Origin of the sequence: Bacillus sp. KICET-3 (assembly GCF_033261025.1) — a bacterium.
In the GTDB taxonomy this organism is placed as follows: domain Bacteria; phylum Bacillota; class Bacilli; order Bacillales; family Bacillaceae; genus Bacillus; species Bacillus sonorensis.
In genome coordinates this window covers 1122547-1149073 of sequence record NZ_CP137345.1, presented here as the reverse complement: position 1 = coordinate 1149073, position 26527 = coordinate 1122547, and the positions used below count along the sequence as shown (strand labels likewise).

The window sequence follows — 26527 nt, the reverse complement described above, 5'->3', positions numbered from 1 at the left end:
TTTGGAAAAAGGATTGATTTTTCTCAGGCAGAGGAGTAAATTATTCTGAGGATTTCATATAACAGTTTGAGAAACGGAAGGATGTCATTTATGAGTTGCTGGAAAACCATCAATCTGATCAAAGATTATGGAGGTATGCGCCTTGTACTCGCCGCGGTCAGTTTAATGATCTTGTTTTTTATTCCCGAATATTTGGCTATGCAGCTGATTCATCCGCAAACCGTTCAGAGGGGCGACCACGCTCTTTTATTTGCAGGTCTTTTAGTTGCAGCGATTATCGCTCATAAAATCCTTCACATTTTACCGATTATCAGCAAGAGAAAAATAGAAAAGAAGATCTTTTGGCTGAAAATGAGAACATGGAGAGAAATTCCAAAGAATACGATGCTTGTCCCCCTTCTCTGCCCTTTTGTGGTCATCACGCCGGCTTTTTTCTATGCAGGGGCCGTCATGCCGGACTTCGCCCACTATTTCTGCATCATTTCCAGCATTCATTTCGGCTATTGTCTTCCTGACTTTTTGTTTGCCTGGAAATTGGTCAAAGCGCCGAAAAATTGCTTTGTCGATCAGGAAGCCAATGATTTTGATATTTTGATACAAAAATAAGCGGCGGCAGGCACTTGGAAAATCCTTTTTTTCAGTCTATTTTCTATCTTTTTTAATAAATATTTGGTAATGTAGTATGGAGCAGAAACAGAGAGGGGGATCTCCTATTATCCTTTTATATTTCATCTTGTTCGCGGTCTTTACTGTGTTTAACATAAACAAGCTTACAAACTCTTTATGCCTTGTCAGAGAGATTCCTGAAGAACGGCAGGATAAGGTATTTAGAATGATTAACGTGCTTATTTTGATTTTATTGATCTCATCATTCATTGAGATTTCCTTTACAGCGTAAAAGGATAGCTGCCTGATCACATCGATCAGGCAGCTATCCTTTTGTTCGTTAGCATATCCAAGAAGCACCAATAATAATGAGTAAGATGAACAGTACCACAAGCAGCGCAAAGCCGCCGGCGAAACCTCCTACATAGCCGTCGCCCATATTGACACCTCCTCTGCCCCAGTCGTTACGATAGTGTATGCACGATTGTCATGAAACGATTAGGCTCTCCTCACAAAAGAAAAGAACCGCCCGAAAAAAGCGATTCTTTTCCTACGTTTCACGGTTTTAGTACAAGTAAGCTGCACCGACAATGATTAATAAAATGAATAACACGACTAATAAAGCAAAACCGCTTGAGTATCCTCCGCTCATGTTATTGACCTCCTTTTCTTGATCACTATATTTGTATGATGATCAAGAAAAATTGACTAGACGGATGCCCCTCTCTTGAAAATCTTTTTACAGCATGTCAGAATATGATATGATACTATTCAAAGGAAAGTTTAAACTGTTATGATTAGGAGTGTTTTCATTTATGAAGAAGATTGCAATTGCGGCGATTACGGCGACAAGCCTTCTGGCTCTCAGCGCGTGCAGCGGGGGAGATTCTGAAGTTGTCGCAGAAACAAAAGCAGGAAATGTAACAAAAGAAGAGCTTTATCAAACATTAAAAGAAAACGCCGGAGCGGACGCGCTTAACATGCTTGTTCAGCAAAAAGTACTCGATGACAAATACAAGGCCTCAGACAAAGAAATTGACAAAAAACTGAATGAATACAAGAAAACCGCAGGCGACCAGATCAACGCGCTGATTGATCAAAAAGGCGAAAAATACGTCAAAAAACAGATCAAATATGAACTTCTTATGCAGAAAGCCGCAAAGGATAACATAAAAGTAACAGACAAAGACGTGAAAGAATATTATGACGGCCTCAAAGGCAAAATCCGCGCGAGCCACATTCTCGTCAAAGATAAGAAAACCGCTGAAGAAGTTGAGAAAAAGCTGAAAAAAGGCGAAAAATTTGAAGACCTTGCAAAAGAGTATTCAACTGACGGAACTGCTGAAAAAGGCGGCGACCTCGGCTGGTTTGGCAAAACTGAAATGGATAAATCATTCACCAAAGCGGCCTTCGCTCTGAAAACAGGCGAAATCAGCGGCCCTGTCAAATCACAATGGGGCTACCACATCATTAAGAAAACAGAAGAACGCGGCAAATACGATGACATGAAAAACGATCTGAAAAAACTGCTAATAGAACAAAAACAAAGCGATACAACTGAACTTCAGTCCGTCATGAACAAACTCGTCAAAGACGCTGACATGAAGGTAAAAGATAAAGAACTGAAAAAACAAGTCGAACAAAGCCAGTCATCTGCACAAACAAACAGCAACAGCTGATTCGGCATAAAAAAAGCTGTCCTCCCCTTTCGGGGCCGGACAGCTTTTTTTATGCGATTGAATGGTTGTTTTCAGCTGATGTCTCACGCTGTTCTTCATGATTGCCAGGAGATTGTTTCATCCGTCTTTCTTTTTCTTTTTCCATCCGTTCAATGTAAACCCGGCCTTCCTTTTCGATGAAAGCCTGATCGATCTTTTCTTCCTCTTTTGCCGTCGTCATCAGCTTATAGGCGCTGAAAATAATACCGACAATGCAAAGATAGACCCACCACGGAAAAAACAGCACAGCTTTTCCCCCTTTTTCAGATACATGATATACCTGAAATGTATGCAAAAGAAAGACAAGTTATGACGGTTACTTATGAAAGACAGGCTTATAAAAGGAACGATTATCCAAAGCGAAGACGCGCTCGGTGTACTCCCCTGGCTTGACCCGTTCGAGCGCTCTGTCCATCATATTGATTTTCGCGTCGAGGTTGTCGATATAGTGAAGAATTTCCGCTTCTTTGACCATCGGCGGCTTCGGGCTTCCCCACTCCGGTTTGCCGTGGTGGCTTAAAATCAAATGCTGAAGAATAAGGATCTCTTCAGAATCGATTTGAAGCTCTTCAGCGGCTTTTGAGATTTCTGTCACCATGATCGAAATATGGCCGAGCAGATTCCCTTCAACAGTATATGTAGTTGACACAGGGCCGGAGAGCTCTTTTACTTTCCCGAGATCGTGGAGAATGACGCCGGCATACAGCAGGTCGCGGTCAAGGGTCGGATATAAATCGGCGACCGATTTAGCGAGATTAAGCATTGAGACCACATGATACGCCAATCCAGACACAAACTCGTGATGGTTTTTCGTCGCAGCCGGAAAATCGATGAATTCCTTTCCGTATTTTTTGACAAGATGCCTTGTGATCCGTTGGATATTCGGGTTTTTCATTTCAAAAATATATTGAGTGATCGTCTCCATCATTTCGTTTTTTGGAATCGGCGCGGTTTCCAGGAAATCATCGATTTTAACATTTTCGTGTTCAGCCGCAGGTCTGATATTTCTCAGCTTCAGCTGGTTGCGCCCCCGGTAATGATGAATGTCGCCGACCACTTTGACGATTGTTTGCGGTCCATAAATCGTTTCATCTTGCTGCTTCGCGTCCCAAAGCTTTGCTTCGATGTCGCCTGACTGATCCTGCAGCATCAATGTTAAAAACGGTTTTCCGTTGCTTGCGATTCCTTTTGTTGACGACTTGATGAGCAAGTACAAATCCACCTGTTCGCCAACCTCGTGCAGCATGATACCTTTTGCCATTGTAAAGCTCCCTCCGTTTTCTTACATAACATCATTATATCACATGCCCTTAATTGCTAGTTAAAACCTTTTTTGCCATTCGATTCATATCAGGAGGCAGCTGGATGACTTCCTCGTCACGAAAAGCCTCCTTCACATGCTCATGACATGTAAAATATAAAATTTGCTGTTCTTGTCCTGACAGTTCTTTTAAAATGTTCAGCACCCGTTTGAACCTTTCGTGATCAAAATGAACAAAGCTGTCATCAAGCTGAAAAGGCAGATTGATGTCCTTTTGATGGGACAATGCAAGCGCGAAGCGTATCGCCAAATAAAGCTGCTCACAGGTTGCCTGGGACAGCTCGTGGGCTTGAAAAACGGTTCCGTCTTTGCTCACCACCATCATTGAATCATCTGTTTCAGAAAAATAAATTTTTTCATACCGATCGCCTGTTAACGGCTTAAGCAAAGACTCGGCCGTTTCCAAAAGTTTCGGAAGACGAATCTTTTTATGATCGTCCATCCTGTTTTTCACAGCCTGTCTGATCAGCTTGACTGAAGCCCACTTTTTCGCGAGTTCAGCAACCCGCTCTTTTTGTATTTCGACCTGATGTGTAAGCTCGGAAACCGTCCCTGATTCTTCAAGCCTTCGCTGTTCTGCAAGGAGGAATGCCGCATTTTCCCGCTCTTCTTTGAGCTGTTTTTCAGTATGGGCTTTTTGATCTTTCGCTTTTGCCAGTTTGTCCTCCAGATCTGCAAGCGGATGATTTGATGCAAGCCGGATAACCTTTGCGTCTTTTCTGCCGAGCTCTGCTTGGATATGCCCAAGCCTCGCTTTTAATTCTTTTCTTTCCTGATCGCGTTTTGCCAGCTTGAGAAACATGTCCCTGCCGGTTGCCCCGGCCCTTTTATACAAGTCGGCAAGCCGTGATGTGAAGTATTCGGCTTCTCCTGACAATTCTTTGATCTGCTCAAGCGTATGCTTGAGGGACAAATCAACTTCCTGCTTCTGCCGCAGTAGTTCTTTTTGTACATCAAGCTCTTCTTTCAGCCGGAAGACCAAATCCTGCACGCTTCCTTCGGGATGGCTAAGCAATGAGGCAAGCCGCAGCACCCGCTTGTCAAACGATTCTCTCTTTTCCTGAAGACGGGCCAGTTCTTCTTCCAGCTCCCGCTTTTTTGTGATGTCCGCTTTGAGCTCTTTCATCAAAGCGAACGCATCAGGCAAAAATGACGGGTCGATCGACAGCTTCAGCTCTTTCATATAACGATCGGCTTGTTCCTGATATGGAAACATGTCCTTTTCCCATTCTTCGAATTGTTGAATCGCCCGTTCGTAGTCTGCTTCCTTCTGTCTGAGCTCTCCTTGTTTTGCGATGAGAAACTGTCGGTTTTGGTCATCCCGCCACAGCTCTTCCCTCAGGTTTTTGAGGTCGGGCGCATGTTCGGAAGCGGTGCCGCCGATGTCTTCAAGCTGTTTTTGAATGAATGTCGCCACAGGGGAAGACTCGGTCTTTTTTAATGAAGAAAAGAGATACAAAAGCGAAGCCAAAGCGATAAAAACGGACAGGAGCCACTGTTTGAAAAACAGCGCCGCAAGGCAGACGGCAAGGGCGGTCAAAACGGTCATGACCGCCGCCCGTTTGCTTCTCTTTTCCCGCTGTTTGTTTTCCTTTTTCAGCAGTGACAGCTGCCTGATGAGCTCTTCCCGCTTCTCCGCCTTTGCGCCCGCAGATTCCAAACGGGCGGCGGCTTCTTCCTTTTGTTTGCGGATGTCTTCCGGCAACACTTCCTTTGAAAGATCCAAATACGCTTGTTCCGCTTCCTCAAGATCAGCCCTTGCCTGCTCAAAGCGTTCGTCAAGAGCCCGTTTTTGTTCGCGCAGCTGAAGATAAGCGCGGACCGTCTCCTGCAGCTTCCACTCATATTCGTATGTCGTGTCGGCGCTAAGGATCTCATCCTCGCTCTCTATTTGCAGCCGCGTCATCCCCGCCTGGACCCGTTTATTCGTTTGTTTCAGCTGTTCGGTCAGCGCCGTGACTTTTTCTTTGTGCGACTGGTAAAACGGATATTCCGCCAGCATTTCTTCTATTTGCGCCTCATGCTGCAAATGCTCTTTTGAGGGTGAAAAGGCTGCAGACTGTTTTTCCAAATCGCGCTTCTTTTCTTCAAGCGCCTTCAGCTGGGCCTCCTTTGGATGCAGATGGGATTCATATTTCTCCAGCTCGAACAGCCCCGCTTCAGGAAAACGGTCTCCCGCTTCGCCGTCGGCTTCCAGCCGGGCCGCCAGCTGCCGCTCCTCTTTAACGAGCGGATGAATCTCGATCGCCTGTTCAATTTCAGCTATGGACCGTGCCAGATCTTTGATCAGCTGTTCATGTTCGTCGACTTTGGCTTCGGCAGCCCTTTTGCCGTTTAATATTTGGTGATAATCGTCTTCACGCGCCTTTGCCTTTTTCAGCTCTTCTGAAAGCCGTTTTACATTCTCCAGCTCGCGGTTGAGCTCAGGCTTCCGCCCATTCGGCTTAAACAGCTCTTCCTGGGTTTTCGCGAGGCTCGCGTCCATTTTCGAAATCGCGTCAGAGCCGAATAAACTGGAAAAAAGCAAAAACCGGCCGATTTTGTCGCGGTTGAATTTGTGGATTTCCTGAAGGCCGAATACATCAAATGAGTAAATCGCCTTATATAGACGCCTGTCCATATTGGATAACATCTGCTTGAGAAAATCCTCTGACCGGGTGCTGCCGTCTTCCAAAAAAACGTTTACCTTCTCAGGTCTGCCCGCCGTCCGTTCGATGCGGATATGGCCGATTGCGGGATGCACGGCTTCGAGCATGCCCCCGTATATTCCGCCGGCTTTCGGTTCATAGCGCTTTGTTTTCGGAAAGCCGAACAGCATGCTTTCAATAAAAGACATGAGCGTCGTTTTGCCGGACTCATTCAAGCCGTAGATTAAGTGAAGGTTGGAAGATGACAGGCGAAATGTCTGATTGGTAAATTTTCCATATCCGTATATGTGCAAAGTATGAATATTCACCCTGTCCCCTCCTTATCTTTTCATCGTCCTCAGCTCATGGAGCAGAACTTTTTTCGCCTGATCGCGAATTTCGCGGAAATCTTCTTCATTAAACTTCTTGCCGTACCTTCTGAAGACCGCATGCCGCTCCAAATCGGCAAGAATCTGCTCAACGTTTTGAACATCATCGATTTCACGGGTAAGCTCCTGAAAAAAAGCATCGCTTTCGATGGCACTCAGGGTGCTTTCTGTACGATCTTCGACAGCGGCCAGCCAAATGAACGACTCCCCGTCTTTTTCCTCCTCGCGAAAGATGTCCAGCAGCTCGTCAATGATGCCGCCCGGCCTTTCCGCCAAATAAGGAGGCGCTTCTCCCGCCAGTATGGCTTTGACGCAGACGGCCGTTCCTCCGCTTCTGTAAGTCTGGAGGACAGTTTCAATACGGCTGATCAGATCGGTTACATGCTGTGTCTCTGACACATCGATCTGAACGGCCTCCCAGAGGACATCTGACGTCGGTCTAAACTCAAAAGACAGTCCACCGCCGCCCGCTTTAACGAGAAAGCAGCCTTTCTCACCTGTTTCCTTCATATGCCGGGACTGCGTGTTTCCCGGATAAATGGCTACCGGATGCTCGGCTGAAATCACCTGTCTTTTATGTATATGGCCGAGCGCCCAATAATCCATTTGACCGTTTTTTAAGTCCTGAAGCGAAAAAGGGCAGTACGGGTCATGGACGCCCTCTCCGGAAAGCGCCCCGTGAATCATGCCGATATGAAAAGGGGCGTCAGTCGTTCTTTTCATGTCGGCAGCCTTGTTTTCGAATACTGAGCGCTGCGGATAGCTGTACCCGTATATGCTCGCGGCGAGCCGGCCGTTCTTATAAAACGATTTTTCCTCAATGCCCGCCGAAGAGAAAATATGAACATTGTCCGGCCATTCAATCGGCGTCCACTCACCGCCCATATGATCGTGGTTTCCAAAGATCACATAGACTTGTATGCCGTTTTCCCGAAGCTTTAAAAACTGCTTCCGCAAAAACAGCTGGGCTTTTAAACTGCGGTTCGCTTCATCAAACAGATCTCCGGCAAGCAAAATAAAATCGGCCTGTTCGCCGATGGCAAGCCTGAACAAATTTGCGGCGCTTTCAAATGTACTGTTTTTAATCCGCCCGTATACCTGCTCAGGCAGCCCGCTTATGCCGTGAAACGGACTGTCCAGATGCAGGTCGGCCGCATGAATAAAGGTTATGTTCGTCACGCTTTTGCTCCTTTATAAAACATTTCTGTTCTCATTCTAGCACGGCTTTCAGGCGAATGCACGTTCTATTGTTCAGCTGAAAAAGCAGCTTTTTTTCAAAGCTGCTTTTTTCAATTTATTGATCTTTTGAAAGCTTAAGCGCCTGTCTGATGTTTTTCAGACCGCCGCCATTGCCGTACATGAGCACGCCGCCTTTGTAGACCTTCGCCCCGATGATGGCGAGAATGACAATCGTTGCGGCGGTGATCCCGATGCCGAGAGCCGCTTCCCAAAACGGAATATCGAGCATTCCGACCCTTAGGAACATGATCATCGGCGCAAAAAACGGAATGAACGACATCACCGTAATAAACGGCGAATCAGGTGCACTCAATCCAAACATCGCGATCATAAATCCGGCGACAACGAGCAGGATCATCGGTGATATCATCTGCTGGACATCCTCGATCCGGCTGACGACGCTGCCGAGAAACGCAGCAAGCGTCGCATAAAGGAAATAACCGAGCGCTAAGAAAATCACGCCATAGACAAGCGTTGCCACGGGAACGCCGGAAATGTCCAAAAATCCTTTAATCTGTTCCGCCGCGCCTCCTGCTGTCTCACCGTTTGACTTCAGGGAAAGATAACCTGCAAGACATATAACGGCAAGCTGTGTCAGCCCCAGCAAAGCGATGCCGAACAGCTTGGCAAACATCTGCTGGACAGGCGGTACGCTTGAAATCAGGATCTCCATGACACGGGACGATTTTTCCGTCGCCACTTCAGTTGCAATCATTGAAGCGTACATCACGACAGATATGTAAATGACAAACAGGACAATGTATACGAGACCTGACGCCTTTTGAAGCTCTTCTTCTGTTTTGGCCCCTTCTTTTAAGGCGACGCTTTTTACTTTAACAGGTGAAAACAGCTTGTTCAGCTTTTCGGGCGGGACATTCAATTCCGCTGTTCCGACGGCGATTTTCGTTTGGGAGAGCGCCTGCTCTATTGTCGAAACAGCCGTTGAATCAGCGATATCCAGCGCTTTATATGTCCCGGTCGGTTCGCCTTGTTGATCTCTTGCCAAAATTAACATGCCGGCAAGCTTATCGTCTCTGACGTCTTTTTCCAGATCTTTTTCAGACTTCTTCGCTTTTACCAGCTCAAGCTCATGATCTTTATCGGCAATCTTAACCTGCTGGGCAAACGTTTCATACAGCTGGTTCGATTGATCGATGACGGCGATTTTATCCGGTTCGCCGCCGTCTTTGTCAAACAGGGAAATAATTGAACCCAAATTTGTAACGACCATGACAAGCGCCAGCGTAATCGCAGTTGAAATGAGGAACGATTTCGTTTTCAGCTTGCTTGTATATGTATGAAACAGAACGATCCAAAATTTATTCATAACGGGCACCTACCTTTTCTATGAAAATATCATGTAAAGAAGGCTCTTCAAGTTCAAACTTTCTGATAAACCCGCGCCCCTGAAGCATGGAAAACAGCTGCTGGGAAACTTCCTCATTGTCGACTTGCAGTCTGACGCCTTCTGAAGTCTCCCTCCATTTCGCAATCCCGCTTGCTTCCTTCAAAAAGCTTAAGTCGTCGTCTGAGTGAATCGTCACGTTCTTTTTGCCGAAGGAACGCTTGATTTCTTTTAATTTCCCTTGAACGACCGGCTTTCCGCGCTGCAAAATGCAGACATGCTCACACAGCTCCTCAACATGCTCCATCCTGTGGCTGGAGAACACAATCGATGTACCGCCGTTTTTCAAAGCAATGACGGCGTCTTTTAAGAGCTCCACATTGACAGGGTCCAGTCCGCTGAACGGCTCATCAAGAATCAAAAGTTCAGGCTTGTGCAAGACGGCGGTGATGAACTGGATTTTTTGCTGGTTTCCTTTTGAAAGTTCTTCAACCCTTTTATCCGCATACTCTGTGATATGGAACCGCTCGAGCCATTTTTCCATTTCCTTGAGGGCCCCCTGCTTTGTCATGCCTTTCAGCCTGCCGAGATATACGAGCTGGTCCTTTACTTTCAGCTTCGGGTAAAGTCCGCGTTCCTCCGGCAGATAGCCGATCCCGTTGCTGACACTATAATGAATCGGTTTTCCTTTCCAGGTCACAGCGCCCTCTGTCGCATTCAAGAGACCTAATATCATCCGGAACGTCGTCGTTTTTCCTGCGCCATTTGCACCGAGCAGTCCGAACATTTGCTTCTCGGGAATATCGAGGGTCAGGTTGTCAACTGCTGTAAAAGAACCGAACTTCTTTGTTACATGATCGATTTTTAGCATAAAAAAAAATCCTCCTTCCAATTTACAATCATACGTTAGTCATATCATTTTAAAAAGGATTTTTTTGATTTTTATATAAATTTAAACAAACCAACAAAATTTTGAAAGGAGAATCAGAGATGGAGACGTATTATGTCACAGTATTTGCCCCGTCCGGAGAAACGCTGCTCAATGAACGGTTTGAAGCGCTGAATGTGGAGGAAGCAAAACAGAAAGGAAGAGATCTGCTCGAGGAAAAACAATTTACGGAACATACGCACCGGGTAGTTCATTCGTCCGGTAAAATGATTGTCTTCCACAGCTGATCAAAGGAAAGGCGGCGCTCAAGGAAATCAGTCTTGTTGCTTGCCGCCGGGAATGTGCCAAATCACTTGCACATCAGCAAGATGAATATTCCAAGATTGACGGCCCCGAGTATAAAGGACAAATAAGCGGTTCCTTTGCTTTTGCGAAAGAAATATAGGCCGTTTTGCGGTCAGTACACAGATGATGAGAGCATCAAACATCCCGAAGAAGCATGTCAGCCAACCGGTAGGCCGGGTTGAAAAAGCACATCCATGTCACGCACGCCATAAAAAAGATGGAAACCGCAAGATAGATGCTCCATTCTTTAACCGCTTGTCCTTCTTCATCCTGTATGCCCCTCACGGGGTCAAACCTCTTGGATCGCATATGTTGCGGACAGATGATCCCCAGCCATAAATCATTTTGCCGGCATACAGCGGAGGCGGTTTTCCCGATTGAGCGGGAAAACTTGCAGAAGCGACCACAGCAGACCGTGACGAACAGCGGTTGATTTGATTGTCATACTGTGCAGCATCCAAAACCGGTTCTGTCCGGTCTCCCAGTCATCTCCATTTCACGGTGCGTCGAAAATCCACCGTCTAATACTATCCGGGAAAAATGTCTTTTTGCATCTCAGAATGCTTCATCTAGCAATCTTTTGATCAGCTCGTTCAGCTCACTCCCAAGACTAAAAAGTGCCTTTTCCCGTAAGTAACAACAGTAAAAACGGCCTGCCTTGCTTATCTATACTTGCTGATTAAACCGCGGCTTCCGCTTCTCCAAAAATGCGCGGATTCCCTCCTGATGGTCTTTTGTCAGCCTCATCCTGAGCTGCGCTGTTTTTTCAAGCTTAAGCGTTTTTTGCAGACGTCCGGCATTTAAAGTTTGATATATTTTTTTCGTTTCAATCATCGCGGACAGCGGGGATTGCAGCAGTTTTTCAAGATGGGCGCCGGCATGGCGGTCAAGCTCTCCGTGAAATACGGCATCAACCAGGCGCAGCTTGAGGGCTTCATCCGCCGTCAATTTTTTGCCGCTCCAAATCAAGTCCTTTGCAGCCGTTTCACCGACTCTTCTCTCTAAAAAGAAGTGGCCCCCGCCGTCCGGAATAAGACCGATCCCGATAAAATTCATCGCCAGCTTGGCCTCTTTTTCCGCGAGCACATGATCACAGCTGAGCGCAAGACTCAATCCGAGCCCTGCCGCCGCTCCGTGGACGGCCGCAACCGTGATCTTCTGCATGCTGAAGATCATCATCGCAATATCGGAAATCGTATCAATGACCTGCTCTGACAAATTCTCATCTGTTGAAGACAGCATCATGTTAATGTCGCCGCCTGCGGAAAATCCTTTTCCCCTTCCTTTGACCAGCATGATCTTTGCTTCGCTTTCCCCCGCCAGTATAAGAGCCTCTTTCAGCTCTTCAAGCATGTGTTCATTCAGGGAATTATACGCCTCCGGCCGATTGAGCACAATTTCAAAAACTTCACCATTGTCTTTCCATGTTATGAATTCCATAAACAGCACCTCCATTGAATGCGTTTTCAAAATCGTTAGCTTAATTTATTCCACTTTTTACTTTCCAAAACCTTTTTTTAAGCGGAATTCAAATCATCTCTTTACATTTCAAGATCAATTGATACTGAAACAAGTCTTTTTAGTTGAATGATCACTGTCATTTTTATATCATAAAGTGAGAGAGCATGTGAAAAAAGGAGGGGAAATGTGATCAAAACAATCATAACGTTTCTGTTAAGTTTATCCATCTTGTCAACACCTTTCTTGCATCAGGATCAGAGCGCCGGCTTTGCTCCGGAAGAGGCGGCCCATATGTCTCAAACCCTCTCGAAGCCTGAAGCGCACGCTTTGAAAATCCCCCCTTTTTCAAAAAGCTTTCTTCATCAGCCGGGAAAAGCCGCAAATGTTTACACGCAGAGCATCACTCATTTCATTCCTCAGCCCGAGGTCCGACACGGTGATTTGCTCCTTGAAAAAACCTGCGCGATTCCTGTGAAATATCAATCTAATTATCTCTCCTAAACCTTCCGATCTGCGCGTTATCGATCAGTCAAGGAAAACGATAGATTCGGAGGGATCAAATTGAATATTAAAGAAAATGACCTGCCTGGCATTGGCAAAAAATTCGAAATTGAAACAAGAAACCATGAAAAAATGACGATTGTCGTTCATGATGACGGCAGAAGAGAGATCTACCGCTTTGATGATGACGATCCGGATGAGATCCTGTCAAACATTTCCCTTGATGACAGCGAAGCAAGGCAGATCGCCGCGATCCTCGGCGGCATGGTCTACAAGCCGCAGACGCTTGAATCGATTGAAATGGCGTTTAATGATCTGATCATTGAATGGTTCAAAGTCGAAAAAGGGGCAAAAGCCGTCGGCAAAACGCTCGGTGAAATGGATGTCAGACAAAACTACAGCGTGACGGTCATCGCGATCATCAAAAAGAATCAGGAAAAATTTTTGAACCCCGGCGCCGACTCTGTTCTTGAAGAAAACGATACACTCGTTCTTTCCGGAGAAAGAAAACACCTCAAGAAATTGACGCGGGATTTTCTTTCCCAAAAGGGAGAGTGATTCTCCTTGGATCATCTCGTATTTGAAGTCGGCACCGCCCTCTTGCTTGTCGCGATCGCTGCCGTGATCGCCAACCGGATTCGATTTTCGATCATCCCCTTTTTGATTATATTGGGGATGATCGTTGGCCCGCACGCCCCGACGTTCGGCATTATCGATCTGAAGTTTATTGAAAGCTCGGAGATCATCGCCTTTTTCGGCAGAATGGGCGTCCTGTTTCTTCTCTTTTATCTCGGACTTGAATTTTCCATCGGAAAGCTGATCAAATCCGGCCGGTCCATCGCTGTCGGGGGAACGATTTATATACTGATCAATTTCAGCCTGGGGATCTTGTTCGGGTTCATTGCGGGCTTCGAGTTCCTTGAAGTTTTGATCGTCGCCGGAATCATCACGATTTCTTCAAGCGCGATTGTCGCCAAAGTGCTCGTCGATTTAAAAAGAACCGCGAACCCGGAAACCGAGCTGATTCTCGGAATCATTATGTTCGAAGACATTTTCCTGGCCGTTTATTTATCCGTCGTCTCAGGACTTGTCCTTGGCGACTCGACTTCGGCAGGAAAAGCGCTGCTTTCCATTTTGATCGCTTTTGGCTACATGATGTTGTTCTTTATCATTGCACGGAAGCTGCCGAAATGGCTAAACCGGATATTCGATATCCGCTCAAATGAAATCTTTATCATTGTCATTTTTGCGCTGCTCTTCTTTGTGGCCGGATTATCGGAGACCATTCATGTGGCTGAAGCGATCGGCGCGCTGCTGCTCGGCCTTGTTTTTTCTGAGACGGAGCATTCCAGCCGGATCGAGCATTTGGTCGTCCCGTTTCGCGATTTCTTTGGCGCGATGTTTTTCTTCAGCTTCGGCTTGAGCATCGACCCCTTCACATTGGGAGATGCGGTGTGGCTGTCTCTCGGCGCCGTCATCCTGACCTTGCTCGGAAACTATATCGCCGGCATGATTGCAGGCAGAAAGGCCGGACTTTCACATAAAGCTTCTTCCAATATCGGCTTAACGATCGTCTCCCGCGGCGAGTTTTCGATCATTGTCGCCAACCTGGGAATCGCAGGCGGTCTATCGGCCACGCTTAAACCGTTTGCCGCATTGTATGTGCTGATTCTTGCTATTTTGGGACCGCTTTTGACAAAGGAATCAAAACGGATTTTTAATATGCTGAATCAAGTGTTTAAGTGGAAAAAAACCGAAGTAAAGAAAAGAGGTTGACAGAAAGGGAGACTCCGCCATGATATCGGCGGGGTCTCTTTTTGATGGCCGATTTTTTCAGGGAGCAAGCCGGTGGACATTCCACCTGGAAAAAATATGATCAATTTGTCCAAGATGAGACAGTCGCGGCGCTGACGTTACCCCTCATTCAAAACAATACGCCGGACGTCTGGCATGAAGAATAAAGACGCGGATGAGCCCGAAGTTTGCGGGGAACACCGCGAAATTTGAAGCAGAAAGGCGGATGAGTGATCTATGAATAAGTTTCATTCAGACGATTTGATCATAAAAGAAGGACACGAGATTCTTAGAAAAGCGACCGCCGACGTCAGCCTGCCTCCGACTGTTGAAGCGAAAGAAGAGCTGTCGGCCATGCTGCGGTTTTTACAGAACAGCCAGGACCCGCAAACAGCGAAAACATATCGCCACAGGCCGGGAGTCGGGCTGTCTGCAAACCAAATCTGCCTTGAAAAGCGACTGTTTGCCTCCCATTTTACAGATGAAGAAAACCGGCAGCGCGGACTACATGCTCTGAAACCAAACATCATCGCCATTCCGTCAGCATGATTTATTTACCCGAAGGAGAAGGATGCCTCCCTGTTGACAGATATGTGAAAGGCTATGCGCCAAGATATGAAAGAATCAAAGTGAAGTCGTGATCAAACCTTAATACTGCGCCTCGATCGTCGCCCAGCCATTTAAACGGGATCATGTTTTATGATCGGATCAACCGCCAAAACCCAGTCCGGCTTCCAGAGCATACCGAGATTAGCAGCTTACAGTAAGAAAAAGGCTTCCGGAATTCCGGAAGCCTTTTCTACGCCTTATGAGAACTGCTTGCAGCGTCTTGTCCAAAAAGCTCTGACAGATAGCGGAGCTTTTCTTCAGTGTAGTGTTCAAATCTGTCATTATACGATTTCGGATCTTTTGGATTGGCGAAATGCGTGATTTTCCCCGTGTTCGGATCGACAAATTTACTCGCCGCTCCACAGCCGATGCCGATGATCGTCTGTTTTTCTTCCATGATCATGATGTTGTAGATGCTTTCCTGTCCAGGAAGAGAATAGCCGATGTTTTCAAGGTTGCCGAGAATGTTTTTTTGCCTGTACAAATAGTAGGGATGATAGCCGTGCTGTTTTGTCCAGGACACCGCGTCATCCATCATCGCGACGATTTCTTCGCGGTCGGCCACTTTATACTTATGCTTGTTTCTCGTCATTTCTGAAGCGCGTTTAAACGACAGTGTATGGACGGTCAGTGACTCGGGCATCAGCTTCTCCGTTTCCTGAAGAGAGTGGCGGAATTCTTTGACGCCTTCCCCTGGGAGGCCGATGATCAAGTCCATATTGATGTTTGACATCCCGTGCTTCCGTGACAGGCGGTATTTTTCAATCGTCTCTTCAACCGTATGATGGCGGCCGATCGCCTTCAATGTTTCGTTTGTGTAAGACTGCGGATTAATGCTGATCCGGTCGATGTTCCACTTTTTCAACACGGCCAGCTTTTCTTCTGTGATCGTATCAGGACGCCCGGCTTCAACCGTGACTTCGCGGATGTTTTTCACATCCGGAAATGAACGGTACATTTCTTCATACAGCAGATCCATTTCCTCGGCCGTGATGCTCGTCGGCGTGCCGCCGCCGAAATAAACGGTTGTGATCTTGACGCCATGTTCTTTCAGCCATTCACCGATTTTCTGCATTTCATAGTGCAGCCCCCACAAAAAGGAGCCGACCCGCCCTGCCTGTCCTTTAATGGCATATGCGGGAAACGTGCAGTAGGCGCATTTTGTCGGGCAGAAAGGGATGCCGATATAAATGCTGACTTCCCTGCCAAGATCATATAAATCGGGCACAGCCTTGAGCTGGCGGTCAATAATGTTTTGCATCAGTTCGATTTTTTCGTCATGGATCAAATAATCCCTTTTCAATTCGGCATGCGCCGCTTCTTTTGACATCCCGCTTTGCAGTTTTTTATGCAGCAGCTTTGTCGGACGGACTCCTGTAAGAATCCCCCACTTCTGAATGATGCCGGTGTGCTTTTGCAAGACGCTCAAAAACACGTAGGAAACGGTGTTTTTCACCTGCTTGAATGCTTCTTTCTCAGTAGATTGAGGCTCCAGTGATTTCGTGTACTCAGCTGTTATGTCCGCTCCTGTGATCGCCCCTGAGGCCCGGACTGCTGCATCATCCCGTTCATAAGCGAGAGTGATGGCAAGATCTGATTCACCTTCTTCAGCAAACGTGAGCTCGCACTCTTCAAAAAACAGATTGGCTATATTCTCGAGCGGCCTCAGGAATCTTTCATCCTGAATCCCTTCTATATGAATGCGCAATATCATCACCTTTTTCGTTTCAAAACTTTCTTTAGTGTACAAAAATAAACCGCCAAAATCAATCCGGCAATATCTGATGAATCCCGACTCCATAAAAACAGGGGCAAAAAAGATCATCCCCGTTTTCCGGGGAAAACAGGGATATCCGTATGCTTATACTTTTCTGATATGAAATTTTTTGAGAAAATCTTTGCTTTGCTGCATTCTGAAATATTCTTTGATCATGTAGGCGACACCCTGTTCATCATTTGAACGCGTCACCCAATCGGCTTTCTGCTTGACATCCTGCGGCGCATTGCCCATTGCGACGCCCAGCCCGGCCAGTTCAATCATCGGGAGGTCATCGGTATCATGGCCGATCGCGACGACATCCTCCATTTTAAAGCCAAGCTCGGCGGCGAGCAGCGTCAAACCCGCCTCCTTTGAAACACCTTTATGAACAATCAGCAGTTTTTCCCCGGCCTGAATAACATCCACCGCTGGAAACGCGTTCCCGATCGTATGCCTGATCTCTTTCTCCTCTTCCTTTGTACAATAGACTTCAATGACCGGCGCACTGACCGGTTCATCCATCAACATGTCGCTTAAAGAATCGACGAACTGAACAGGATAAAAAATCGGGTCTGACGGATGGATCATCGTTTTTCCGAGCAGATTTGAGTTTGTTTTTTTCCGGTTGCCGATTGAATATTTTTCGTGCAGAATTCGTATATTGCAGTCATAGCTCTCCAATATTTGGACAAGGTTAAACGTCTTTTCTTCAGAAATCCTTTTTTCAAAAAAAGGCTTATCAATTTTGTCCGCAATAATGGCGCCGCTATGAGTGATCAGCTTAGCATCAAGCTTTAAAGACTTGGCGATTTTCTGCGCGGAACGAAAATGTCTGTTCGTCACAAGCGTCACATACACATCTTTTTTCTTTGCGTATTCAATCGCTTCCTTCGTTGCGGGATGAAGCCGTCCGTTTGTCCGCAGCAGCGTTCCGTCTATGTTCAGCGCAAGCATTTGTTTTGACACCAGGAGGTCCCCCTTCTTTGATGACTGTACCTGTTATAGAGAATATGTCCCGAACGCCTTCTTTAGAACAGACCTCAAACTAAAAAAAGCCTGTCTGCACAGACTTTTCGCTCCGCCATCTTTCGGATACGATCATGATTTCTCCCTTAATATTGAAAACAGCGAATTCAATGCCCCTTTCATTCAATTCGCTGTATATGATAACCCCTTTTATCTGACCAGCAAATGCGCTTTTTCTCTGTACCCCTTAGCTTTTTGCCGCTTAGTCGTTTTTTCATGATCGTATCCCGGCAAAATGAAAGCACTTACATATAGTATTATCGCAACAATTTCATCAATTGACAAGTCTTTTTTTAAAGTTTAGGAACGTGATTAGTTCACTTTGTTAAAAAAACCCCGCTTTTCCTTAAAAAGCGGGGTTTTCGATCAGTTTTCAGGATTTCCGTAAAGCTCTTCAAGCGGCTTCATGATGATTTTGTTTAATTCGGCAATCAGCATGCTCATCCGCTGCTCCGCTTCCATCAGCTGTGAAATTTTCTCATGCTGCTGGACAAGCGCCACAGATTTTTGAGCCTGCTCGACTTCTTCCTGGGAAATGTCTTCCCCATTCATCTGTTTTTGCTGAAGCCTTATTTGGATATCACGAAAATTGTCAAACATCCTTTTAGCTGATTCATCGGCATTTACGTCATCATAAAGGCCCTTCAATCGAGAGTATTCTTCACTTTGGCGCAATGCTTGTTCCAAATCATAAGCCGTGTCGTATAAATTGACAGCCATGTTTGATACGCTCCTTTCCTGCCGTATTCTTCATGAAAATGGCACCACTCCACTATAACAGACTATGGAGCGTTTTTCACAGTTATACTATTATTCCATTTTGCAAGATGCCTTTCCTTTTTTAGATCAAAACAACAAAGACAGCTTGAAGGGCGCCGATGATCCCGCCGAGAAGCCCGCCCAGGTACGTAATCATCTTAAATTCCCGTTTGGAGATGGACAACACCATTTCTTCGAGCCGCTCAACCGGAAAGTTGTCGACCTGCTCCTTCACGATATCTTCAAGATGCAGCTGTTTCAGTACATCATCAAGATGGCGGCCTGCCCCATCCAGCAGACGGCCGGCCAACTCCGGCAAACGGTCTATTACATCTTGTTCAATCATGGATACATATGAACCCGCCGTTTTTTCGAAAAAGGGGGCGAGGGAAAATGACGTCATCAGCCTTTCCTTCAAATTGATGATGAGGCTCGTCAGATTCCATTTGTCATCAGCTTCTTTAAATGAATACTCTTTCAGCTTGTCCCATTCGTTTTCAAGCAGATCTGTCAAAAGACGGGCGGTCTCTCCGTTTTTCAAAAATTTCAGGAGCTCAGGCTGCACGCGGTCAACCAGACTGCTGTTTCCTAAAAACATCTGCACCATGCTGCCGAGCATGCCGCGTTCTTTCAGGAAATCGTTGATCATATTTCCAAGGCGGTCTTTTCCTTCATCACTTTCAAAGTAATGGACGGCCCGATGTAAAATATACTCCGACACCATCGGGAGTTTGTCGTTCAGCTTTTCCTGCGCGTCTGCCGGAACAAGGTCTTTCAGCGGGGCATTCTCATACTTTGACAAATACGCTGACAGCTTTTCATTCGTCCACTCGTTCACAAACTGATCCGCTTTTTGTGCGGCATTGTCCACCCCGATTTTTGTCAGCGCTTCTTCGACGGTAACCCGGGATTGGCTTGCATGTGAAAGCAGCCGCTCCCCCAATTGTACCGCCTGGTTTTTGACTGCGTCTGAAGCCAGTCTTTTTCTGATCCCTTCGGTTGTCAGCAGATGGTTGACAACCATCTGTCCCATCTGCCTCGCCAATTCTTCGCGCCTTTTCGGAATTAATCCAGGGGTAAAAGGAACCCGTTTTCCGAATATGTAGTGTGCCCGATAAGGGCGAAAAAGCATTTTAATCGCAAAATGATTCGTCACAGCCCCGATCAGGGCGCCGATGACAATCATAAAAAGAAAAACACCAATCACATTCATTTTATTCAACTGCCTTCCGTTTCACCTGACTTCATTGACGGCCATCCGCCTGACTGAACCAAACGGAGACCAACGGCACACTCTATGCCTATCGTTATTATAGTAGGTCAACAATCGCCGAGCAAATTCGGGAATGGTACGGGGGTAACAAAAATAGAATGGGGCAGGTGGAATTTTTTTCTTACCGGCGGACATTTTACGGTGATCGAGGGTGAACATGACCTATTTTCAAAACATAATGCGTATCATGTAACAGAAGTTCATCTACAGAAGGCTTGTCCCTTTATACGGCTGGATGGCCCGGCAGATTCGCCCGCCGTCCTCTAACCGGTTAAGCGTTTTTTAACAAGGAGGAATCAGCATGATGACGCTCGGATTTATGTCGCTGTCCCATCAGCATGAAAAAGACTATGCCGAGGAATTGGCAAAAAAGGCTTCAGATTACGGAATCGGTTTTATCCGGTTCACCCCTTTAGATATTTCTCCCGGATCTATGCTTGTGAAAGCGCTGGCCTTTCACCCCAAATCAGGACAGTGGAATGAAGTAGAACGCGAAATCCCTGAGCTGATCTATGACCGTTGTTTTTACGGCAAAGATCAGCAGTCAAAAAAAGCGAAGCCGATCGTTGAATGGCTGAAAAAATACCCCAAAACTTCATTTCTTGGATTGGGGCTTCCCGACAAATGGACGGTCTACAAAGCTTTAAAAGCAGATTCTGTCCTCCAGGCCTATCTGCCTGACACATCGCTCGCCGAAAGCGCCCATGCTGTGCTGCGGCGGCTGGCAAAAGAAAAATCGTGCATACTGAAGCCTGCATACGGCTCAGGAGGCCGGGGAATCATTCACCTGGAGCTTTCCGGGAAAACGGTGAAAGCCTCCTACCAAGCCGGGAAGCATAAGCAAATCAAATCTTTTTCCAAGCAGGCTTCTTTTGAAACATGGTGCAAAAAAGTCCTTCAGCACCGCTATCTTTTGCAAACCTTCCTTGATATTCAAGATAAAGACGGGTATCCGTGCGACATCAGGCTGTTATTGCAGAAAAACGGGGCAGGCGAATGGGAGCCTGCCGGAAAAACGGTAAGACGAAGCTATCAGCACGGTCTGCTTGCCAACCTGGCGGGAGGCTCTGAATCCGTGAGCTTTGACAGCTGGCTGTCATCTGTTCCGAAAAAACGGCAGGCAGTCCTTCTGGATGATTTAGAAACGATCGCAAAGGCCGCACCCCCCGCGCTTGAATCGGAGCATGGACCGTTGTTTGAACTCGGCCTTGATATTTGCCTGACAAAAGACGGGAAAGTCTGGCTTCTCGATGTCAATTCTAAGCCTGGAAAAAAAGCGTTTATACTGCATTCTCCTGAAAACAGAGAGCTTTTATATAAAGGGCCTTTGGAATATTGCTCCTTCTTGGCGGCATCGGCAGACAAGAAAGGAGCTGGAAGGAAATGAACGGCAAAACGCTGACGGTGGGAATCCACCCAAACAGTGAAAACACGGTGCTGCTGCCGGCTTCCTACAAGCAGGAAGGTCTTTTATACGCGGCTTTCGGAACCAGTGTGGAACGTTGTCATATCTCCTTCGACAGCAGCTTGAAGAAAACGGTCTTGCTTTCTGAAAATTTGTATAAAAACTTGAGGATTCCATACCGCGGGAAAGCGGCATTGCTGTTTCACGACAATACCGTCTATATCGGCCCTTTAATCGGCATTTTCACTGCCGGCTTCACAAAGTCGGCACTTGAGCCGGTCAGGGGGCGCTCTTTGTTTTTTTCCAAGCTGCTGACGATGGATCTCCCTGCCGGAGGGTACTGCTACTTGTTTGGCGCCCACCAGATCCAGTGGGAGGACGGAACGGTAAACGGCTTCATTTTCCGGGAAAACGGCTGGGAAGAAGCAACGGTTCCGCTTCCCAATGTGGTATATGACAGACTGCCGAACCGAAAAGCGGAGGATGAGGCCATCCTGCAGGAAACAAAAGCGCGCCTGATGAATGAGTACCGCATCCCATGGTTCAATCCCGGCTTCTTTAACAAATGGGACATATACGAGTCCTTGCGGCAGGATGAAAGAACGAAACTGCTGCTGCCCAACTCCGTATTGCAGCCGTCTGCAAAGATCATCGAAGACATGGTCGGCCACTATGGCACCGTCTATATAAAACCCGCTAACGGCAGCTTGGGGAATGGAATTTATCAGCTTTCCAGGCGGGAAGAAAACGGGCTGACCGCCAGGAATGCAAAAGGCGAGGCATCCTTCCCATCTTCAGACGCTTTTTTGGATGAATTGCAGAATCTGCAAAAGGAAACGCCATATATCGCGCAGCAGGGAATCGAGCTGATCAGGGTGAACGATCATCCGGCTGATTTCAGGGTGCATACAAATAAAAACAGGCTTGGAAAATGGACGGTTACGGCGATCGCCGTCAAAATAGCGGAGAAAAACGGTATCACAACCCACATTTCAAGCGGCGGCATCGTCAAAACGCTGGCAGAAGTCTATGATGACCCCAGGCAGAGGCTCCATATTGTGCAAAAGCTGGCGAAAACAGCTCTTCTGATCAGCAGCGTCCTTGATGAAAAACTGGAGGGCTTTATCGGGGAAATCGGCTTGGATCTTGGAATGGACCGGTCGGAAAGGATCTGGATGTTCGAAGCCAATTCCCGGCCGGGAAGAGGGATCTTCGCACATCCCGGCTTAACATCCGTCAGCCGCTTGACGAAAAGAAGAAATTTTGAATACGCTTCTTACTTAACCGAGCAATCGATTCTTTTCCCTGAGACACTGTGGAAAAGTCCTTAGGAAGCCGCGGAGAACATGATTCTTCGCGGCATTTTTTTCAAAATACGGGCGCCGAAAAGAGCCTATGATCTTTTCGGTGAATGAGATACAATGATAACAAATCAATCGTTGCAAAAGTTTTTTGTTTGGCGGATCATTTTGAAATCGATGAAGGAGCGTGGCACTTTATGATTTCTCACTTTCAATGGAAACCGTTGTTTAAAAAAGAAAAACTGCCCGGCTGGACATTTTCTTTTTACCATAAAGGAACGCATTATGAAGGAATTTATCACAAGTCCGGGGAAATTGAATGGGGCAGCGTTTATCCGCCGCATGATGACGAACCTTCGCTTAAAAGCGAAATTCATGAACTCATGCTCTTCCACATTTACGAGTAAATAGAAAAGGAAGTTTTTCGTATGCTGGAAAAATTAAAGACTTTATACGGAGATCGGATGGTGGTTTCCGGCTCGGCTCCCAAACAACAGGCGCTCTGGTTTCAAACGGACGACGGCGAGACGTTCGGCGTTTTGAAAGAGGCTGTCACCGATCAGGAAAAACAGCTGTTGTTTGCTTTATTTCAGCCTTTTTCAGAACCGAATCCGTCTTACATGACGCCGCGCGAGAAAGAATGGCATCAGTATTTTTTCGCAAATGCCCCGCTGAAAGATCGGCACGCTCAGTCCATCCAAGGGCATTTTTTTAAAATGAAGCATTCCCCTGAAGAAAGACAGGCGATAAAAGAAGCGGTCAGCGGCTTTTTTGAACGTCCTATCGTGGTTTGGTACGACCGTCACGAAGCTGTCATCATCCATGAAAATCCTTCTCCGCTTCTTTCCAAACAGCAGCTGGCCGAGCTTTCAGACGCGCTGACGAGCGATTTTTTGGCAAATCCAGTGTTTTTTAGCGGACAGCTGCATCAAGTCAATGCTTCGCTTCAAGAAAAGATCGGCTTTGAAAAGCAAATGTTTCAGCATCTTCTGGTCAATAATGACCGCGGAAGCGTTATTTCTTTTTACCAGTGCCTTCCTTCGTTTGTAGCGGCAAAACCGGGGATAATCAAAACTGGCGCGTTGTCTGATCCTGTCAGGGACGCACTGTCGGATCCGGAGACCCTATTGACCATCAGGACTTACATGCAGTGCAACCTGAATGCCTCCCTGACAGCTAAACGGCTGTTTATCCATCGAAACAGCCTGCAATACAGAATCGACCGGTTTATTGAAAAAACCGGAATTGATATCAGACAGTTTGAAGAGGCTGCCGCCGTCTACTTCATCATTGATGTCCTGGCGCAATCATAGCAATATGCACGAATGCAAATTGTGCATCATGTCCATTTACAGGCCTGAATCCTTTTTATAAACTTAAAATTAAATAAAGCGCTTACATAAAGAGGGGGAGAAGAACATGGCAGAGCTGGTACTCGACCGGATTTACAAAGTGTATGATAACAAAGTGACGGCCGTGGATAATTTTAATCTTCACATTGAGGACAAAGAATTTATCGTGTTTGTCGGACCTTCGGGCTGCGGAAAATCGACAACGCTGAGAATGATTGCAGGCCTCGAAGAAATTACGGAAGGCGAATTCACCATTGATGGAAAACGGATGAACGATGTCGCTCCGAAAGACCGCGACATTGCGATGGTGTTTCAAAACTATGCGCTCTATCCGCATATGAACGTCTATGACAATATGGCTTTCGGCTTAAAACTGAGAAAGTTTCCGAAGGACGAGATCAAGCGCCGCGTGAATGAGGCCGCCAGAATTCTGGGCCTTGAACAATATTTGGACAGAAAGCCAAAGGCGCTTTCCGGCGGCCAGCGGCAGCGGGTCGCATTGGGGCGCGCCATCGTCCGGGACGCCAAAGTATTTTTGATGGATGAGCCTTTATCAAACCTTGACGCCAAACTGCGGGTGCAGATGCGCGCGGAAATCACCAAGCTCCATCAGCGCCTGCAAACGACGACGATTTATGTCACGCATGACCAGACAGAGGCGATGACAATGGCGACAAGGCTCGTTGTCATGAAAGACGGCCTCATCCAGCAGGTCGGCGCACCGAAGGAAGTATATGAAAATCCGGAAAATGTCTTTGTCGGCGGTTTTATCGGCTCTCCGGCAATGAACTTTTTCACTGGCAAGCTTCAGGAAAATACCTTTACATTCGGCGATGTTTCCATTCTTGTTCCGGAAGGAAAAATGAAAATTTTGCGCAGCAAAGGCTATATCGGTAAGGAAATCATCATGGGCATCAGACCTGAAGACATTCATGACGAGCCCGTCTTCCTAAAAGCCTCAAAAGAATCAAAAATTGATGCAAAAATCGAAGTGGCTGAGCTGATGGGCGCCGAAACGATGCTTTATTCACAGGCCGGCGGGCAGCCGTTCATCGCCAGAGTTGATTCACGGACAGATGTTCAGGCAGGCGATGTCCACGCTCTTGCATTTAACATGAACAAAGCCCATTTCTTTGATAAAGACACAGAGCTCCGCATCCGCTCTGAAGGATGACTTGCTTCCCGTCACTTCCGGCCCCCCGGCAATAGAGCGAATCAGAAAATTGACCGAAGTGCGGCTTCTGCTATGCTTCGGTCAATTCAATTTCGACTGTTTCATCATAAGAGCAGTCTTGGCAAGTGTATAAATGAATACAGCTTGACCGCGTCTGCAAAAACGAATCATACTCCATATACGGGCTGTAAGGACCGTAAAAATCGGTTGTTCTTCCGGCGTCGGCCATTTCGCCGCCGCACCTCGGACAAGCTCTTTCCTCCACCAGAATCCCATTGCATACAGGACACATTCGGCATCCTCCTTATCTTTTCCTTTAGATTGCCCCTTTCGCTGAAATTTCCGCTTTCAACATTTACCAGTTTGTACTGCGCATGGATTTGATTGAATCCACCATAATACGTAGTAGCAAGGCAGCATTGGGTTCAGCCATAGAAGGCAGCTGTTTTCCCCTTTGGAAAGCCGCCAGCTGGTGCAAATCCAGCCAACCCAACCATACTATCTGATAAAGGAGAGTTTGATACAATGGCTAACCAAAATTCTTCAAATCAATTGCTCGTTCCTGGAGCTGCTCAAGCGATCGAACAAATGAAATTCGAAATCGCTTCAGAGTTCGGTGTAAACCTTGGTGCTGAAACTACTTCCCGCGCAAACGGATCTGTCGGCGGAGAAATTACAAAACGTCTTGTTTCCCAAGCTCAAGCTTCTATGGGCGGACAACAATAACCATCAACTTCATATCATGGCTAAAGCTGAAGGTGCTTCACAGCACCTTCTTTTTGCATGGGAAAATCCCGCACCCGCCATCTCCGTTTTACATATGCTGATGTAAAGGAGGAGTCGGCATGCAGCTTGTCACAAGCATCAATTGGGAACTGCTTCAATTTGTCGGGATTTCCCTTTTGCACGAATATCTCATCAATATCCGGCCTTTTCAGGCGGTCTTTCGCTTCTCTGGGGCTTTTTCTCCCGGTCGATCTGACGTATGATAGATCAAATGGGAGGGATTGTTGATGAAGATTGCACTTTTTGGAGGTACAGGCCGTGTCGGACGAGCTTTCCTGCACTTTATTGAAGCAGGCGGCAGACACTCCGTCTCTGCCCTTGTCCGCGCGGAACATCCGAACCTTCCGAGCACATGCTGCCGCACATTCCGCGGAAACGCAAGAAATCCGGAAGACGCGCAAGCTCTCATTAAAGAGGCGGATATAGTTGTCAGCTGTTTAAATACAGATGGAGACGATACATTAAGCGTCTCCATCCAAAACATCATAAACGCTATGAGCGCCCAAAACAAAAAAAGGCTGATTACGATCGGAACCGCCGGAATTTTACAATCGAGACAAAACCCGGCGCTTTACCGCTTTGAATCAAACGAATCAAAAAGGCGCTCATCACGCGCGGCAAAAGAACATGCAAACGTGTATGAACGCCTTCTGGCATCAGATTTGAATTGGACGGTTATTTGCCCGACCTATCTTCCGGACGGTCCGGCCGTGACAAATTACCGCGTCGAACGGAATTTTCTGCCGATTGGCGGCAAAGAAATATCAACCGGCGATACCGCCCATTTTCTTTACAAACAGCTCAACTCAGACGAGTTTATTCGGGCAAGGGCCGGACTGGCGTATTAA

General features: G+C 46.7%; 32 protein-coding genes. 17 read left to right on the top strand and 15 right to left on the bottom strand.

Going from position 1 to position 26527, the window contains the following annotated elements:
• Window positions 1-90: 90 nt before the first annotated feature.
• Both R5H20_RS05710 and R5H20_RS05705 read left to right on the top strand, forming a co-directional pair.
• A complete protein-coding gene (locus tag R5H20_RS05710) occupies window positions 91-606 on the top strand; it encodes a DUF3267 domain-containing protein (RefSeq protein WP_155011500.1) in 516 nt (171 codons plus the stop codon).
• A 76-nt stretch (window positions 607-682) separates the two neighbouring features.
• Window positions 683-898: a hypothetical protein gene (locus R5H20_RS05705; protein WP_006636683.1), complete on the top strand. Its 216-nt coding sequence runs from the start codon at window positions 683-685 to the stop codon at window positions 896-898.
• Window positions 899-946: 48 nt separating this feature from the next.
• Here the strand turns inward: R5H20_RS05705 and R5H20_RS05700 are convergent, their stop codons facing one another.
• Together R5H20_RS05700 and R5H20_RS05695 are read right to left on the bottom strand one after the other, a co-directional pair.
• Entirely contained in the window at window positions 947-1045 is a 99-nt protein-coding gene (locus R5H20_RS05700; RefSeq protein ID WP_081605348.1) for a YjcZ family sporulation protein, read from the bottom strand.
• 126 nt (window positions 1046-1171) lie between these two features.
• Window positions 1172-1258, bottom strand: a complete 87-nt coding sequence (locus R5H20_RS05695; protein WP_003180245.1) for a YjcZ family sporulation protein — start codon at window positions 1256-1258, stop codon at window positions 1172-1174.
• A 163-nt stretch (window positions 1259-1421) separates the two neighbouring features.
• On the opposite strand from R5H20_RS05695, the gene R5H20_RS05690 reads away from it, so the two are divergent.
• Window positions 1422-2285 (top strand): peptidylprolyl isomerase, encoded by an 864-nt coding sequence (locus tag R5H20_RS05690; protein WP_006636682.1) that lies wholly within the window; start codon window positions 1422-1424, stop codon window positions 2283-2285.
• A 49-nt stretch (window positions 2286-2334) separates the two neighbouring features.
• On the opposite strand, the gene R5H20_RS05685 is transcribed toward R5H20_RS05690, so the two are convergent.
• The 6 genes from R5H20_RS05685 to R5H20_RS05660 all read right to left on the bottom strand — a co-directional run bounded on the left by R5H20_RS05685 (window position 2335) and on the right by R5H20_RS05660 (window position 10116).
• Window positions 2335-2571: a sporulation YhaL family protein gene (locus R5H20_RS05685; protein WP_006636681.1), complete on the bottom strand. Its 237-nt coding sequence runs from the start codon at window positions 2569-2571 to the stop codon at window positions 2335-2337.
• A 69-nt stretch (window positions 2572-2640) separates the two neighbouring features.
• Entirely contained in the window at window positions 2641-3585 is a 945-nt protein-coding gene (yhaM, locus tag R5H20_RS05680) for a 3'-5' exoribonuclease YhaM (RefSeq protein ID WP_006636680.1), read from the bottom strand.
• Window positions 3586-3634: 49 nt separating this feature from the next.
• Entirely contained in the window at window positions 3635-6601 is a 2967-nt protein-coding gene (locus R5H20_RS05675) for an ATP-binding protein (protein ID WP_006636679.1), read from the bottom strand.
• Window positions 6602-6613: 12 nt separating this feature from the next.
• On the bottom strand, window positions 6614-7840 hold the full coding sequence (locus R5H20_RS05670) for a metallophosphoesterase family protein (RefSeq protein WP_006636678.1): 1227 nt from the start codon (window positions 7838-7840) through the stop codon (window positions 6614-6616).
• Between the two features lie 115 nt (window positions 7841-7955).
• A complete protein-coding gene (locus R5H20_RS05665) occupies window positions 7956-9227 on the bottom strand; it encodes an ABC transporter permease (RefSeq protein WP_006636677.1) in 1272 nt (423 codons plus the stop codon).
• The gene (locus R5H20_RS05660; RefSeq protein WP_006636676.1) at window positions 9220-10116 is read right to left on the bottom strand and encodes an ABC transporter ATP-binding protein; all 897 of its coding nucleotides are present in this window, start codon (window positions 10114-10116) and stop codon (window positions 9220-9222) included. The genes R5H20_RS05665 and R5H20_RS05660 overlap by 8 nt, the downstream gene beginning before the upstream one ends.
• A gap of 119 nt (window positions 10117-10235) precedes the next feature.
• Between R5H20_RS05660 and R5H20_RS05655 the strand changes: the two genes are divergently transcribed.
• Entirely contained in the window at window positions 10236-10421 is a 186-nt protein-coding gene (locus R5H20_RS05655) for a YhzD family protein (RefSeq protein WP_006636675.1), read from the top strand.
• A 193-nt stretch (window positions 10422-10614) separates the two neighbouring features.
• Here the strand turns inward: R5H20_RS05655 and R5H20_RS05650 are convergent, their stop codons facing one another.
• Together R5H20_RS05650 and R5H20_RS05645 are read right to left on the bottom strand one after the other, a co-directional pair.
• Entirely contained in the window at window positions 10615-10764 is a 150-nt protein-coding gene (locus R5H20_RS05650; RefSeq protein WP_006636674.1) for a hypothetical protein, read from the bottom strand.
• A gap of 381 nt (window positions 10765-11145) precedes the next feature.
• Window positions 11146-11919, bottom strand: a complete 774-nt coding sequence (locus R5H20_RS05645) for an enoyl-CoA hydratase (RefSeq protein WP_006636673.1) — start codon at window positions 11917-11919, stop codon at window positions 11146-11148.
• A 207-nt stretch (window positions 11920-12126) separates the two neighbouring features.
• Between R5H20_RS05645 and R5H20_RS05640 the strand changes: the two genes are divergently transcribed.
• The 5 genes from R5H20_RS05640 (at window position 12127) to R5H20_RS05620 (ending at window position 14784) form a co-directional block, all read left to right on the top strand.
• Window positions 12127-12441, top strand: a complete 315-nt coding sequence (locus R5H20_RS05640; RefSeq protein WP_006636672.1) for a hypothetical protein — start codon at window positions 12127-12129, stop codon at window positions 12439-12441.
• A gap of 60 nt (window positions 12442-12501) precedes the next feature.
• On the top strand, window positions 12502-12999 hold the full coding sequence (locus tag R5H20_RS05635) for a cation:proton antiporter regulatory subunit (protein ID WP_006636671.1): 498 nt from the start codon (window positions 12502-12504) through the stop codon (window positions 12997-12999).
• A gap of 6 nt (window positions 13000-13005) precedes the next feature.
• Complete coding sequence (locus R5H20_RS05630) at window positions 13006-14217, top strand: cation:proton antiporter (RefSeq protein WP_006636670.1); 1212 nt, start codon at window positions 13006-13008, stop codon at window positions 14215-14217.
• Between the two features lie 44 nt (window positions 14218-14261).
• Window positions 14262-14402 (top strand): hypothetical protein, encoded by a 141-nt coding sequence (locus tag R5H20_RS05625; protein WP_155910144.1) that lies wholly within the window; start codon window positions 14262-14264, stop codon window positions 14400-14402.
• 70 nt (window positions 14403-14472) lie between these two features.
• Window positions 14473-14784 carry a peptide deformylase gene (locus R5H20_RS05620; RefSeq protein ID WP_006636669.1) on the top strand — a complete coding sequence of 104 codons (312 nt, stop codon included), beginning with the start codon at window positions 14473-14475 and terminating at the stop codon, window positions 14782-14784.
• A 250-nt stretch (window positions 14785-15034) separates the two neighbouring features.
• On the opposite strand, the gene R5H20_RS05615 is transcribed toward R5H20_RS05620, so the two are convergent.
• The 4 genes from R5H20_RS05615 to R5H20_RS05600 form a co-directional block, all read right to left on the bottom strand.
• The gene (locus R5H20_RS05615) at window positions 15035-16552 is read right to left on the bottom strand and encodes a coproporphyrinogen III oxidase (RefSeq protein ID WP_040347943.1); all 1518 of its coding nucleotides are present in this window, start codon (window positions 16550-16552) and stop codon (window positions 15035-15037) included.
• Between the two features lie 153 nt (window positions 16553-16705).
• Window positions 16706-17569: a Cof-type HAD-IIB family hydrolase gene (locus tag R5H20_RS05610; RefSeq protein ID WP_006636667.1), complete on the bottom strand. Its 864-nt coding sequence runs from the start codon at window positions 17567-17569 to the stop codon at window positions 16706-16708.
• 426 nt (window positions 17570-17995) lie between these two features.
• A complete protein-coding gene (locus tag R5H20_RS05605) occupies window positions 17996-18349 on the bottom strand; it encodes a YlbF/YmcA family competence regulator (protein WP_006636666.1) in 354 nt (117 codons plus the stop codon).
• A 121-nt stretch (window positions 18350-18470) separates the two neighbouring features.
• A complete protein-coding gene (locus R5H20_RS05600) occupies window positions 18471-19601 on the bottom strand; it encodes a DUF445 domain-containing protein (protein ID WP_006636665.1) in 1131 nt (376 codons plus the stop codon).
• 361 nt (window positions 19602-19962) lie between these two features.
• Here R5H20_RS05600 and R5H20_RS05595 point away from each other — a divergent pair, with 361 nt between their 5' ends.
• The 5 genes from R5H20_RS05595 to R5H20_RS05575 all read left to right on the top strand — a co-directional run bounded on the left by R5H20_RS05595 (window position 19963) and on the right by R5H20_RS05575 (window position 24893).
• A complete protein-coding gene (locus tag R5H20_RS05595) occupies window positions 19963-21048 on the top strand; it encodes a YheC/YheD family endospore coat-associated protein (RefSeq protein WP_006636663.1) in 1086 nt (361 codons plus the stop codon).
• On the top strand, window positions 21045-22397 hold the full coding sequence (locus R5H20_RS05590) for a YheC/YheD family endospore coat-associated protein (protein ID WP_006636662.1): 1353 nt from the start codon (window positions 21045-21047) through the stop codon (window positions 22395-22397). The genes R5H20_RS05595 and R5H20_RS05590 overlap by 4 nt, the downstream gene beginning before the upstream one ends.
• 167 nt (window positions 22398-22564) lie before the next feature.
• Complete coding sequence (locus R5H20_RS05585) at window positions 22565-22774, top strand: YheE family protein (RefSeq protein WP_006636661.1); 210 nt, start codon at window positions 22565-22567, stop codon at window positions 22772-22774.
• Between the two features lie 21 nt (window positions 22775-22795).
• The gene (locus R5H20_RS05580) at window positions 22796-23680 is read left to right on the top strand and encodes a PucR family transcriptional regulator (protein WP_006636660.1); all 885 of its coding nucleotides are present in this window, start codon (window positions 22796-22798) and stop codon (window positions 23678-23680) included.
• 106 nt (window positions 23681-23786) lie between these two features.
• Complete coding sequence (locus R5H20_RS05575) at window positions 23787-24893, top strand: ABC transporter ATP-binding protein (protein ID WP_006636659.1); 1107 nt, start codon at window positions 23787-23789, stop codon at window positions 24891-24893.
• 70 nt (window positions 24894-24963) lie between these two features.
• Here the strand turns inward: R5H20_RS05575 and R5H20_RS05570 are convergent, their stop codons facing one another.
• Window positions 24964-25185 carry a hypothetical protein gene (locus R5H20_RS05570; RefSeq protein ID WP_006636658.1) on the bottom strand — a complete coding sequence of 74 codons (222 nt, stop codon included), beginning with the start codon at window positions 25183-25185 and terminating at the stop codon, window positions 24964-24966.
• A gap of 233 nt (window positions 25186-25418) precedes the next feature.
• Here R5H20_RS05570 and R5H20_RS05565 point away from each other — a divergent pair, with 233 nt between their 5' ends.
• The 3 genes from R5H20_RS05565 (at window position 25419) to R5H20_RS05555 (ending at window position 26527) form a co-directional block, all read left to right on the top strand.
• A complete protein-coding gene (locus tag R5H20_RS05565) occupies window positions 25419-25619 on the top strand; it encodes an alpha/beta-type small acid-soluble spore protein (protein WP_006636657.1) in 201 nt (66 codons plus the stop codon).
• 119 nt (window positions 25620-25738) lie between these two features.
• The gene (locus tag R5H20_RS05560; protein ID WP_167373800.1) at window positions 25739-25882 is read left to right on the top strand and encodes a hypothetical protein; all 144 of its coding nucleotides are present in this window, start codon (window positions 25739-25741) and stop codon (window positions 25880-25882) included.
• Between the two features lie 24 nt (window positions 25883-25906).
• Window positions 25907-26527, top strand: a complete 621-nt coding sequence (locus R5H20_RS05555) for an NAD(P)-dependent oxidoreductase (protein WP_006636656.1) — start codon at window positions 25907-25909, stop codon at window positions 26525-26527.

Coding starts and splice junctions, on each gene's coding strand:
- R5H20_RS05710 (WP_155011500.1), top strand. CDS start 91: ATGAGTTGCTGGAAAACCATCAATCTGATCAAAGATTATGGAGGTATG.
- R5H20_RS05705 (WP_006636683.1), top strand. CDS start 683: ATGGAGCAGAAACAGAGAGGGGGATCTCCTATTATCCTTTTATATTTC.
- R5H20_RS05700 (WP_081605348.1), bottom strand. CDS start 1,045: ATGGGCGACGGCTATGTAGGAGGTTTCGCCGGCGGCTTTGCGCTGCTT.
- R5H20_RS05695 (WP_003180245.1), bottom strand. CDS start 1,258: ATGAGCGGAGGATACTCAAGCGGTTTTGCTTTATTAGTCGTGTTATTC.
- R5H20_RS05690 (WP_006636682.1), top strand. CDS start 1,422: ATGAAGAAGATTGCAATTGCGGCGATTACGGCGACAAGCCTTCTGGCT.
- yhaM (WP_006636680.1), bottom strand. CDS start 3,585: ATGGCAAAAGGTATCATGCTGCACGAGGTTGGCGAACAGGTGGATTTG.
- R5H20_RS05665 (WP_006636677.1), bottom strand. CDS start 9,227: ATGAATAAATTTTGGATCGTTCTGTTTCATACATATACAAGCAAGCTG.
- R5H20_RS05660 (WP_006636676.1), bottom strand. CDS start 10,116: ATGCTAAAAATCGATCATGTAACAAAGAAGTTCGGTTCTTTTACAGCA.
- R5H20_RS05655 (WP_006636675.1), top strand. CDS start 10,236: ATGGAGACGTATTATGTCACAGTATTTGCCCCGTCCGGAGAAACGCTG.
- R5H20_RS05645 (WP_006636673.1), bottom strand. CDS start 11,919: ATGGAATTCATAACATGGAAAGACAATGGTGAAGTTTTTGAAATTGTG.
- R5H20_RS05625 (WP_155910144.1), top strand. CDS start 14,262: ATGGCCGATTTTTTCAGGGAGCAAGCCGGTGGACATTCCACCTGGAAA.
- R5H20_RS05620 (WP_006636669.1), top strand. CDS start 14,473: ATGAATAAGTTTCATTCAGACGATTTGATCATAAAAGAAGGACACGAG.
- R5H20_RS05605 (WP_006636666.1), bottom strand. CDS start 18,349: ATGGCTGTCAATTTATACGACACGGCTTATGATTTGGAACAAGCATTG.
- R5H20_RS05600 (WP_006636665.1), bottom strand. CDS start 19,601: ATGAATGTGATTGGTGTTTTTCTTTTTATGATTGTCATCGGCGCCCTG.
- R5H20_RS05595 (WP_006636663.1), top strand. CDS start 19,963: ATGATGACGCTCGGATTTATGTCGCTGTCCCATCAGCATGAAAAAGAC.
- R5H20_RS05590 (WP_006636662.1), top strand. CDS start 21,045: ATGAACGGCAAAACGCTGACGGTGGGAATCCACCCAAACAGTGAAAAC.
- R5H20_RS05585 (WP_006636661.1), top strand. CDS start 22,565: ATGATTTCTCACTTTCAATGGAAACCGTTGTTTAAAAAAGAAAAACTG.
- R5H20_RS05580 (WP_006636660.1), top strand. CDS start 22,796: ATGCTGGAAAAATTAAAGACTTTATACGGAGATCGGATGGTGGTTTCC.
- R5H20_RS05575 (WP_006636659.1), top strand. CDS start 23,787: ATGGCAGAGCTGGTACTCGACCGGATTTACAAAGTGTATGATAACAAA.
- R5H20_RS05570 (WP_006636658.1), bottom strand. CDS start 25,185: ATGTGTCCTGTATGCAATGGGATTCTGGTGGAGGAAAGAGCTTGTCCG.
- R5H20_RS05565 (WP_006636657.1), top strand. CDS start 25,419: ATGGCTAACCAAAATTCTTCAAATCAATTGCTCGTTCCTGGAGCTGCT.
- R5H20_RS05560 (WP_167373800.1), top strand. CDS start 25,739: ATGCAGCTTGTCACAAGCATCAATTGGGAACTGCTTCAATTTGTCGGG.
- R5H20_RS05555 (WP_006636656.1), top strand. CDS start 25,907: ATGAAGATTGCACTTTTTGGAGGTACAGGCCGTGTCGGACGAGCTTTC.